This window comes from Streptomyces antarcticus (assembly GCF_026627255.1).
Classification (GTDB): Bacteria; Actinomycetota; Actinomycetes; order Streptomycetales; family Streptomycetaceae; genus Streptomyces; species Streptomyces antarcticus.
This window is the reverse complement of the sequence record NZ_JAPNLM010000062.1, coordinates 1-10,465: the sequence shown is the minus strand read 5'-3', so window position 1 is coordinate 10,465 and position 10,465 is coordinate 1. Positions and strand designations below refer to the sequence as shown.

The following is a 10,465-nucleotide window of genomic DNA, read 5'->3' as shown; positions in this document are numbered from 1 at the left end:
GGACTGGCAACGCCACCACCGGATCCTCGCCCAGCTCGCCGCCGACGAACCCGGCGGCCTGCTCCCCGCCATCGAACCCGGCGTCACCTTCGACGGCGACGACCTCGGCAGGTGGCTCACACGACAGCGGCTCCCCCACATCTGGGCACGGCTGACGAGCGAGCAGCAGGAGCGGCTGACCAAGCTGGGTATCAAGGCCGCTGAAGCCCCCTCTCCCGCACCGGCAGTGGTCGGCGCGAAGGGGGGTTCGGGCAAGGCGCAGCAGGCCTTCCAGCGGGGTGTGGAAGCCCTCGCGCAGTACGTCGCGCGGGAAGGCGGCCTGCCCGCGCGCTCTGCGGTCGAGGTCCTGCCCGACGGCACCGAGCACCGGACGGGGATCTGGTACGGGAACCTGAGAGCCCGCCGCGACAAACTCGACCAGGCCCAACTGGCCGCACTCGCCGAACTCGGGGCGGAGTGGGCGCGGTAACGGGGCAGCCCGCCGGGGCGCCGGACGGGCCGCCCGATTCCGCGGAGCGTACATAGGTGCGTGCCCTGCGCGGCGCGGCGGCGAGCTGGCCGTCGCCTTCGGGTACGTGCACTCGGTGGGCGTAGGACGGGAGCACCTGCGGAGTTGTTCCCCGACCCCGAATCGCTCGGCAACCTCGGTGGTGGTCAGCTCTCTTTGGCCGAGCCAAGTGGTGATCTCCTCGACGCGCGGGTCGGGATGCGCTCGTCGGGGCTGGGTGCGGGCCCCGACCGGTCGGCCCGGCCGTCAACCCCCTATCTGACCCCTACTTGGGAGTCCCCTCAGCCGAAAGCAGGGGTGCCTGAAGCGCGTTGCTGCCCACCACATCAGCGGGAACGGCCGGCGCTACCTCGAACGTCACCGTCGCGCTCCGCCGCGCCGTGGTGTCCCGCCACCATCCGTATTCGCCTCCGAGCAGCGCGTCGACGCCCCCAAGCTCACCGTTGCCGTACCGGAAGGTCGCGTTCTTACCCGTCCAATAGTCGGTGCGCAGGAACGTGCAGGTGACGAGGGACTTTCCGTCTGCGAGCCGCACCACCGGCAACTCCGGGCCCGCCTTCTCGAACGCGTACCGCTTCCGGACGAGGGCCAGATCCTCTTTCAGAACGTTGAAGGCTTTGACGACATCTCCCGTCAGCTCGCCCGGCAGGAAGTGCTGACTCTCCGGCTCACCATCCGGCGCGGTGAAGCTCATGTACTCCGCGTATCGTCCGCACACTTCCCGGTCTGCCGCGGCGGCCGGAGACAGCACCACGGCACCGGACGCATCCCGGCCGACAGCGGCGATTTCCTTGGACCGTGCGGTAAAGCCGAAGATTTTGTACATCCTGGCGTCGTTCTTGCCGGGTGTGACCGGCTTGTCGTTCACCCAGGACCTCGCGGCGGCCTTCCATTCGCCACCCGCGGCCTCCTGAACGAAGTAGTGCACGGCGGCGTCCCTCGTTGCGTTGACGTGGTCGGAAGGCTCCCTGGTGAGCACCACGAACGAGCGCGGATACCCTTGCTGATCCCGCTCGGCGGGCACAAAGAACTCCGGCCGCCCGAAGGAAAACTCGGGCACGTCGACGCCCCGCAACTTCGCCACTTGGATGAGTGCCAGGCTCTCCTTCAGGAGTTCTCCCGTCTCCAACACGGCGAGCCCGGCGACGTCGCGCCTGTCGAGCGAGGCCGTGCGCTCGGACAGGTACCGGTTGAACACCGCCTCGGCCTGCTCGTGGCCAATCACCATCGGCACCGGCGCAGCCGACGAACCGGCAGGAGCCGCCTTCGCATCTGTCTTCGCCGACGTACACCCACTCAGCCCGACGGCGAACCCCACCGCCACGGCGGCAAACCCCACCCGCAGCCGCCGCCGACCAGCCGAAAACCCCATCACGGACCATTCCCCCCACGGGACTCACCCATCAGGACCGCACCTCTGCGGCCACGACTGCGAATACCATACGAGCGGCATTACCGCAGGGTCAGCGGGGGTCTCCGACTCGACGCCAGACAGCTTCTCCGGGTTGCGCACGGAGTACAGGCCCACGATCCGGACGTCCGCGGCTTCGCGTGGTCGCGGTCGGCGATGGAGGCGATGGACGCGGCCGCCGTGCGGGCTGCGATGCCGCGCGAGGCGACCTCGCCGTACGAGGCGGCGAACCGGATCACGGCAGCGCTGGGCACGCCGAACGAGCCCGGCGAGCCTCCGACGGTGTCCTCCTACGGGGTGGAGCGGCTGATCGCGCTCGGCCTTCTGTCCGACTCCTCATCGTCGCCAAAGCGCGCGAAGCGCTCGCCGCGTCCAGACGGATCCCGAAGGAGCTTCCTGCGATCTCTCGCCTTCGTGTCAGTGCGCGCCCCGGACACATCCCGCCGACCGACGACGCCCCCCGAGGCGCCAGTACCGGCGGAGAAGGCTGACGCCGGAGCCGAAGGCCGTCCCGCGCCGGGTGCGGCCTTCGGCACGCTCCGAGCAGCGTTCGGTTCACGCTCGCGGGTAGCCGTGGCGCGGCGGCGGGTAGTCCTGGCTGGGGAGTTCGGCGACCCCGTAGAGGACGATCCGCTCGAACTCCGACAGCTCCCCCGGCTGCCCGTCGTCGGCGGCTTCGTCGATCGCCTTCAGCAGCCGCATCGACCGCTCCTGATCCGCCTTGGCCCGCGCCGAGGACGGCGGCCCCGGCACAGGGACGTCCGGCGCGGGTTCGGCGGCCTGCGGGCGGTGCAGGGCTCCCGAGCGCCACGCACCGCCCAGCACCACCATCCCCGCCAGCAGGGTCAGGGCCGTGCCCGCGACCTCGTACCCGGACCACTGCGCCCACCAGCCGCCCGCGGCCAGTCCGGTCCCCGCCAGCACGCTCGCGCCGGTCCGGCGCTGCCTGCCCGTCATCACCATCCGCCTTCCCCTGTCCGTGCAGTTCTCCCCCCGGTCAGGCGCCGGGCGCGGTGCCCGCCTCACGGGCGGCGTGCCGCTGCACTTCCTCCGAGGGCCGCAACCTGCGGCCGGCCGCAGGCGCGGCGGGCCGCGGCCGGTACACGGCGCCCCGGCACAAGGTGGCCACGCCTGCCGTGCCGGCCATGACCGACAGGACGAAGTCCGCCTGCACCAGACCGAGGTGGCCCGCCCGCCAGGCGGCCGCGAACAGGACGCCGGTCAGCAGCAGACCGTCGACAGCAATCCGGTCCCGGTCCGCCAACGCCCGCAAGCCCCGCCGTCCGGGTACGGGAGCCGCCCCCGTCACCGCGTACGCCCCGCGCCCTTGCCCGGTGCGGCCTGCTGCCGGTGAGCGGGGACCGCGGCTTCCGCCGGGGCCGGCTGGCCCGGGGCCCGGCGGGTGGGGGTGGTGGTGGAGCGGGAGCGGGCCGCCGCCGCGGACACTCCCCCCGCCACGGCCGCGCGCTCCGCGTTCTGCACCGTCTCGCCCGGATCGAAGCGTCGCATTCCACGGTCACGGCCGAGGTCAGGCAGCTGCTGGCGTTATGGGGCGGCAACGCCTCGCGGGTCCACGCCGAGCTGCTGGAGCGGGCGGCCAAGGATCCGGACGGGGCGGTAGCGACAGTGCCCTGTTCCCCCTCATCACCGCACGTGGCAGTGAGCAGCTGACCCGGCACGCCGAAGCAATCCACTACACCTGGAACCAGACACGACACGAGGCGACACCACCCACAACGACGGGGAGCAGCCCACCCCGCACACCCGCCTCAGCCGGTCGAACACGCCCCTGACCAGCGACAACACCACACCCGTCATACCAACCTGCAACCAACTGACCAGCCAGCCCGCTAAAAACGTCAGCGCCAGATCGGCATTCATGACACCGCTCACACCGTCAGCGCGTAACCGCTGAACAGCGACAACCTCTGTATCACCGGACTGACATCACGATGCCGAATCACCACTGACAAAAACCCGCAGATCATCACGCGAGCACCGCCGGACGGCCAGCCGCCCGGCGATCACCCTGCTGCTGGTCGGCGTCCCGGCGGGCTTTCTGTTGATCTCCGCCGAGCACTGAGGTGAGACGCCCGCGACGGCACGCGCGATGTGGTTCCCTGGACGCGGTCGGACAACAAGGGGGCATCATATGGACGCTCAGCTGGTGGCGCTCGCGGCGGGCGGTGCGAGCGCGCTCGTCGGCGCGATGGTGACGGACGCCTGGGGGCAAGCAAGGGACCAGGCCGTCGGCCTGTGGCGCCGGCACCGTCCGGCGCAGGCGGACGCGGTGGACGCCGAACTGGTCTCCTCGCAGGAGGAGCTGGTTGCGGGTACGGAGTCCGAGGAGCTACTACGGGCGCGGATGGAGGGCCGGTGGCAGGGGCGACTGGAGCGGTTGCTGGAGGAGGCCGCGGAAGACTCGGAGACGGCGGCGGATCTCCGGACGACGGCCGACGTCATCGCCGGGCTGGCAGCCGCCTCCGGTACGGGGTCGGTGGTGCAGAACGTCCGGGCGGGCAGGGATTCGTACACCGCCGCCCGGGATCTCACCATCGGTGTCAGGGAGCGTGACGCGAGCCCGGACGGGTGAGCTCGCGGCGTGTCGACCTGGCCACTTGGGCCTCGGCGAGACCGGCGTCCATGATCTCGTCGAGCAGGGCGCGCAGAGTCGATGCGTAGGCGGGTGGGTCGAGCTCTCCGGTCGTGTGCTCCAAGACGGTCATCTGGAAGCGGAGCTCGAAGGCGGTGAAGTGCTGCGTCCGCTCGCTGAGGCTCCAGATCTCGCTCGCGGGGCGTGCGAGGGCGAGGGCTTCCGCGTAGCGGCCCTGCGCTTCGCGCAGTCGGGACAGGTTCAGAGTGCTCGTGAGCGTCAGTTCATGCTCGGCGCCGAGTTTGGCCAGCCGACGTGAGTGAAGGTCCGTGAAGAGCGCCTCCGCTTCGCGCAGTTGGCCGAGCGCCAGCAGGGCAGAGCCGAGAGTCCCGACGGACAACAGCGTGGACGGGTGCGCGGGGCCGAGTTTGCGGTGTCGGACGTCGAGTACCTCCCGTGCCTCCCCGAGGACCTCGGCGGCGCGGCCTTGCTGCAGCCGCAGGCGGAGCATACTGCTGCGGGCGATGAGCGTTGCCGTGTGGTCCAGGCCACGCGTCTCGATCCGGGCGTCGAGCACCTGCTGGCAGAGCGCTTCCGCCTCCTCCAAGCGGCCCACGTCACGCAGGAGAAGCGCGAGGTTGGACTTGGTGACCAAGGTCAGAGGATGGTCCGGTCCCAGCAACCGGTGCCGGGCTTCGAGATTGATCCGGTGCTCGGCCTCCCCCTCGCGGTAGCGGCCCATGTAGGCCAGCGTGAAGGCGAGATTGTTCCGGCTTCGGGTCACCTCCCTGTGGTCGCCGCCCAGCGTCCGCTCGCGCCCCGCCAGCACCTGCCGGTGGAGGGCGATCGACTCCCGGCAGCGACCAAGGGCGCGCAGCGTGATGGCGTATCGATTCTGGGTCTGGAGTGTGGTCGCGTGATCGGGGCCGAGAGCGCGTGCGCAGACTTCCGCAGTGTCCGAGAGGTGCCGCTCCGACTCGGTGTAGTGGCCCTCCATGCATAGGCGGTCGCCGAAGTAGGACCGGCTGTCGAGCGTCTCTAGGTGTTCAGGGCCGAGTAGGGCCACCTGCGCCTGCCAGGTGGCCCGGATCTCGATGGTGGCCTGCGGCCCCTGGCTGTCGTAGCCCAGTGTCCTCGCGTATGCGAATCGGCAAAGCAGGCTCTCCCGGTCCTCCGGCCCCTCGGTGCAGACGGCGAGCTCGTAAGCGGCGGTGGCAAGGGCCGCCGAGCTGACGAACGCGCCGGCCTCCTGGAGGATGCCGGTCGCCGTCCGGGCGATGGCAAGCAGACCGTGAACAGACGGTGCTCGTTCCGGGCGCCTCGCCAGCAGACGCAGACAATGGGGTGCGGCCAGCGTCCACCACCCGGTTTCTCCCTCGTGGGCCGACGCGCTCAACGCCGCCTCCGTCAGCAGCAGGGCCGCCAGCGACCACACCTCCCTGCAGCTCTCACCTGCCGCCGTCTGCGCCGCCACGGTCTCCGCGACGAGCCGGTGCAACTTCACGCACACGATGTCGCCCTCGCCGGACGGCACCAGGCGTTCCTCCACCAGGGCGAGGTCAACCAGTGCCTCCAGCGCGTCGTCCCTGCGCAGCGGATCCATGCCCGTCGGGAACAGCGGCGACCGCGCCAGGATCGCCGGGTCGAGGGTCCGTAACGGCACTGGGGTCGACTCGTAACTGGCGAGGATCTGCAGCAGGCTCCGGGCCTCCGGAAGGCCGCGATCCTCCAGCAGCCGCAGCGAACGCTCCCAGGTGGCCGTCACCCGGACCTCCCCCGCACTCTCCGCGTCCCGTGGGCCGCCGCCCGAGCGGCGGCCAACTGCCTTGTCCAGCAGGGCCACGTCGGCCCGCACCTGCACGTCGTACTCCTGCACGGCCGAGGCCGCGAAGCTAACGGAGTCCGCGTGGCCGGCCCGGCGGAAGTGCCGGCGGCACTGGGCCCCGAGGTACGAACCGGCCATGTGGAGCGCCAGCGGCAGCCCGCCCAAGGTGCCGGCCAGCCGGAGCGCGGTGTCCGTCAGATCGTCTTTCATGACAGCGACCAGCTCATGTGTGCCGTGCGCATGGTCCACGCCCGCCGTGCGCAGCTGGTCGAGCAGGATGTGCGCAGCATGTGACACGGGAAGTTCCCGCAGCGGGTGGAGGTTGGCGTGCCGCCAAACGTCCGGGTTCCCGTCGCGCGTGGTGACCAGGACGGCACCGGTGGCGCTCTCCCTGAGCCAGCCGTTGCCGTCCGTGGGCAGCCCGCCGGGCGCGGCGAGCGGGGCAGGGTCGTCGGCCTCGTCGACGACCAGCAGCCACGGCTGGTCCTGTGCGTCCAGACTCCGCCAGAGCAGGTCCGGCGCGCTGAGCTCGCCCTCCCAGGCCGCCTGGACCAGCGCGGGCTCCACTCCGAGTTCAATCGCCAGCTGGCGCAGGCCGCTGTGGAGCGTGGTGGGATCGGCGGCCGACACCCACCACACCTGCCGCCCTTCCCCGCCCGCTCGTCTCCCGACGCTGAGCGCCACGGTGGACTTGCCGCAGCCGCCGAGGCCGTGCAGCACGGACAACCGGGATTGCGGCGCGAACAGCTCCGCGCAAAGCAGATCCATCATCTCGTCCCGGCCACGCACTTCGACCGGCAGCCGGCCGAACGGCGGTCGCACCGAGAAGAGCCCCGGACCGTCCGGCTTCCGGGAAGAGTCGGCTGGGCCATGGTAGATGTTCACGTCCCGTGCGGCGGCGTATGCGTCCCGAGCCGACCGGATGCTCTGGCCAGACCACCGCTCGTCGTCGAACTCCCGCTCGGTGGCCTCCGGCATATGACGCTCCGTCAGTTCAATCCACGAAAGCTGGCATTGGATCGTTCGGCGCCGACCGGGACAACTATGCGCACCCCTCACACGACCCTGTGAGAACTATGACCGATGCGGGTCCGCCCTCGCAGCCGAAGGGCCATCGCGGGTAGGCGATGACACCGGACGGGCGCCCGCTGTGGTCGCCCTGGCCGTTGCTGTCCTCCATCCGGGACTCGATCCCGGGATAGTCCTGCGTGGCGACGAGGGCGCCGTCCTGCCGCCGGATCTGCACGCGGAGTTTGGCCCCGTCGAGGATCGTCGGGTCATCGAGCGCCTGATAGGCGGGCCCGTCCCACCAGGCCTCGGCGTAGGTGTGGACGGTCGGTCCGGAGCGCGCCGCGCACACCCGCACCGTCATCTCCCAGTTGTCCGGCCAGGGCCCGGAGTAGCCCGCGTCATCGATCGTCTGCACGCTGCTGGAGCACCGGTAGGCCGGGGCGGCCGGGGCTGGCGCGGCCGTCCCGGCCACCACCGCCAGCGCGAGCAGCACCGCGCCGCCGAACGCGGGACGGACCCGGTTGAACGGCCTGACGTCGAGGGCGGGCATACCCGGAACGGACGTGATCGGCTCCACGGTCAGGGCCGTGTCCGGGCAGGCTCCCGGGTGCTCTTCACGGACGTGGTCGGCCCCCGCCTCCAGGAGCGGGAGCAGCGCTGCGTCCTCGGCACCCACGGCGGGCGGTGACGCCGTTCCCCGACGCATTGAGGAGGCGCGCCAGGTGTCAGGACCGCGGGGGGCCGTCCCGGGGCTCAAAGGGGGGAACCGTGGAGAGCCTCCGGGGCGGTGTGCGTCCCGGAGGCTCTCCAACGACCAGCCCAGGCCCCGGACACGCGTCCGGCCGCCTGTGCGAACCCGGCCGCCCAAGCCCCGAGGTCGCGGGAGCGGCGCCCGCCGACTGTGTCCTCAGTGCCCCTCACCCGCCGCGAGGACGGCCGCCAGGCCCGGCCGGACCTTCACATTCGGCATCGGTGAGCGGCTGGCGGATCAACGCCGCTTCGTACATCGCGAACCGGCCCCGGCGCGGAGTCGCCAGAGACGGGCGGTTGGTCAGTGTCGCGCTGGAAGCCATGACCGGTACGAGGCCCGGAGACGAACCAGGTGTCCGTGAGCTCGGCGCGAGCCGAACCGTACGTTTCGCGTACACCGTTCTCACGGACGGTCCTGCAAATCCGGGCCCAGGGCGCCCGCGTGCCCGCGTGCCCGCGTGCCCGCGTGCCCGCGCGAGAGGCCTACCGGCGCAGGCGACGACCGGGGGCTCTGCCGCCGGCTTCCCGTCCGAGGAGCCCCACAAGAGTCGGCTGCCGGGGGCGAAGAGCCGCAGTTGCTCGTTCGCCGCCTCCCCGTGTGGTTCACCGGATCGCCGGGCCACCGCAGCTTCGGGTGCCCGGCCCTCGGCGGCGCGGAAGGAGATCACCTGCTGCCGGAGGCTGATGGGGGGCACGTCGTGGCGGATCAGTGCTGGGGAACCGGTGGTGCAAGTGGCTCGGGTTCGGGAATCCGTTTCGGGGGAGAGGCGTCTTTGCTGATGGTCCGCGCATGGATGGCAGACCCTAGAGGCAGGCAGAGGATGAGAATGCCCGCTGTCATGGCCAGGGCGAAGCTCCACAGTCCCATCATCAGGGCGATGCAGAGGTGGAAGGTGATGCCTGCGTACATGGCCCATCGGCGTATCTTCCACGGAAGAAGTGCGGCGACGACCAGCGAGCCTTCGATCGCCACTGGAATCCAGGTCATGAGGGCAACGCCCAGCGGGCTGGCGAGGATGAGTGCGGTGAAGGTGTCCAGCCACGGGGCGGGGCCGAAGTCGAGGTGGCTTCCCCAGTACCACATCGCTGTACCGTCCTGCCATTCCGCGTGGGGGAGCTTGGCGACAGCTGCCTGCAGGTAGACGACAACCATCTGCAGACGCACCATCACCAGTCCGCTGATCCCTATAAGGGCGAGGGCGCGGGTGGTGCGTGTGTCGGCTTCCGGGGAGCGTGGAGCCTGCCAGTGCCATCGGCGTGTGTCTCCGAGCGCCGGCAGAAGCAGAAGGACGGACAGGATCAGGGCGATCTGGTCGCCGCCGTCGGCGATGGAGATTCCGGAGAAGACGCTGTAGTTGATGTAGGCGTGCGGGAGGGCGGTGAACCGCGGCCGCCATCCGGAGGCGATGACGGCGAGCGCAGCTACGCAGATCCACTTCAGCCAGGTCAGGTGCGTGTAGCTGTCAGGTGACAGGCAGAAGAGGCTGGCCGCGGTGGTGGAGCGGCAGAGGGGATAGTCGCCGATGGTGGCTACCGGCCTGAAGAGGGTCTCTACGCTTGACGTGGCTAAGGTCGCTGCGGTGCCCAGGGCGACGAGGGTGCGGGCGAGTCCGTACAGATTGGTCCACGGCCGCGGGATGTACTGGTTCACGGGCAGCGCACCTCCCATACCGCGACTCGTTGTGGTGTGTGGCGTTCGGGTGACAGATGGCGCCAGGCCCAGGGGACGGGCCGCATCTCAGCGACTGCGGCACGGCCGCAGAGGCTGGGAGACGGGGACGGGTTGGTCACCGTGTTAACCGCCTCAGCAGTACTTCGCGCCAGGCAGTCGGCCACAGGGGCGGAACTCTCGCAAGCGCTCCACTTGATGTCTTCCTGGTGCAGCAACAGTGCTATCTCGATGCCTTGGGAGCGGGGAGCGCGGTCGAAGCCGAAGAAGTTCGACGGTCTGGAATGCGGAGTCAGTGCGACGCTTTTCCAGCCACCGTCTATCAATCGGTACGGGGCGTACTGGGGATCTTTGGCCGACTTGGTGAAGAAGGCCCATCCTTGTGGTGCTACGACCGCTGCCGCTTTGCGTGCGTCGGCCTGTGCGGGAAGGGGCAGCACGTTGTGGGGCAGGAAGCTCTGAGCGATGTAGAGGCTCACCAGCGTCCAGAGCACGGCGATCGCCGCGATCCAGGGACGGGGCACCGCGATTAAGTGTTCCGGCCTCGCGGAGCCGACCTGGATCCTGTTGTTGATACGCATGGGTGGATGTGGTCCCCGAGTCGGTAGGCGGTCGGCGCGTGCTGGCGAGAGGAAGAGTCGTGAGGACGGGGGGTGGGGGTGCCGCCCGGGCCCAGGCGGCCGCCCCCCCCGGGGGGC

At 70.4% G+C, this 10,465-nt stretch carries 10 protein-coding genes; 2 read left to right on the top strand and 8 right to left on the bottom strand.

The genetic code is table 11. The features are described from left to right. The coding region (locus tag OTB16_RS38645; protein WP_267727555.1) for a helicase associated domain-containing protein at positions 1–469 on the top strand (469 nt) is incomplete at its 5' end. A 304-nt stretch (positions 470–773) separates the two neighbouring features. On the opposite strand, the gene OTB16_RS38640 is transcribed toward OTB16_RS38645, so the two are convergent. From OTB16_RS38640 to OTB16_RS38625, 4 genes are all read right to left on the bottom strand, one after another. Then, positions 774–1,883: a hypothetical protein gene (locus OTB16_RS38640; protein ID WP_267727553.1), complete on the bottom strand. Its 1,110-nt coding sequence runs from the start codon at positions 1,881–1,883 to the stop codon at positions 774–776. A gap of 591 nt (positions 1,884–2,474) precedes the next feature. Further along, complete coding sequence (locus OTB16_RS38635) at positions 2,475–2,876, bottom strand: hypothetical protein (RefSeq protein ID WP_267727551.1); 402 nt, start codon at positions 2,874–2,876, stop codon at positions 2,475–2,477. Positions 2,877–2,916: 40 nt separating this feature from the next. Further along, positions 2,917–3,192 carry a hypothetical protein gene (locus tag OTB16_RS38630; protein WP_267727549.1) on the bottom strand — a complete coding sequence of 92 codons (276 nt, stop codon included), beginning with the start codon at positions 3,190–3,192 and terminating at the stop codon, positions 2,917–2,919. A gap of 32 nt (positions 3,193–3,224) precedes the next feature. Beyond that, positions 3,225–3,428, bottom strand: a complete 204-nt coding sequence (locus OTB16_RS38625) for a hypothetical protein (RefSeq protein ID WP_267727547.1) — start codon at positions 3,426–3,428, stop codon at positions 3,225–3,227. A gap of 643 nt (positions 3,429–4,071) precedes the next feature. On the opposite strand from OTB16_RS38625, the gene OTB16_RS38620 reads away from it, so the two are divergent. Then, a complete protein-coding gene (locus OTB16_RS38620) occupies positions 4,072–4,512 on the top strand; it encodes a hypothetical protein (protein WP_267727545.1) in 441 nt (146 codons plus the stop codon). Here the strand turns inward: OTB16_RS38620 and OTB16_RS38615 are convergent. From OTB16_RS38615 to OTB16_RS38600, 4 genes are all read right to left on the bottom strand, one after another. After that, positions 4,481–7,315: a tetratricopeptide repeat protein gene (locus OTB16_RS38615; RefSeq protein WP_267727543.1), complete on the bottom strand. Its 2,835-nt coding sequence runs from the start codon at positions 7,313–7,315 to the stop codon at positions 4,481–4,483. The genes OTB16_RS38620 and OTB16_RS38615 overlap by 32 nt on opposite strands. A 64-nt stretch (positions 7,316–7,379) precedes the next feature. Continuing rightward, complete coding sequence (locus tag OTB16_RS38610; RefSeq protein WP_267727541.1) at positions 7,380–8,024, bottom strand: hypothetical protein; 645 nt, start codon at positions 8,022–8,024, stop codon at positions 7,380–7,382. A gap of 780 nt (positions 8,025–8,804) precedes the next feature. Next, complete coding sequence (locus OTB16_RS38605; protein WP_267727539.1) at positions 8,805–9,749, bottom strand: sporulation-delaying protein SdpB family protein; 945 nt, start codon at positions 9,747–9,749, stop codon at positions 8,805–8,807. Continuing rightward, the gene (locus OTB16_RS38600; protein ID WP_267727538.1) at positions 9,746–10,348 is read right to left on the bottom strand and encodes an SdpA family antimicrobial peptide system protein; all 603 of its coding nucleotides are present in this window, start codon (positions 10,346–10,348) and stop codon (positions 9,746–9,748) included. Before OTB16_RS38600 ends, OTB16_RS38605 begins: the two co-directional genes overlap by 4 nt. Between the last annotated feature and the right edge of the window lie 117 nt (positions 10,349–10,465).

Coding starts and splice junctions, on each gene's coding strand:
- OTB16_RS38635 (WP_267727551.1), bottom strand. CDS start 2,876: ATGACGGGCAGGCAGCGCCGGACCGGCGCGAGCGTGCTGGCGGGGACC.
- OTB16_RS38625 (WP_267727547.1), bottom strand. CDS start 3,428: ATGCGACGCTTCGATCCGGGCGAGACGGTGCAGAACGCGGAGCGCGCG.
- OTB16_RS38620 (WP_267727545.1), top strand. CDS start 4,072: ATGGACGCTCAGCTGGTGGCGCTCGCGGCGGGCGGTGCGAGCGCGCTC.
- OTB16_RS38615 (WP_267727543.1), bottom strand. CDS start 7,315: ATGCCGGAGGCCACCGAGCGGGAGTTCGACGACGAGCGGTGGTCTGGC.
- OTB16_RS38600 (WP_267727538.1), bottom strand. CDS start 10,348: ATGCGTATCAACAACAGGATCCAGGTCGGCTCCGCGAGGCCGGAACAC.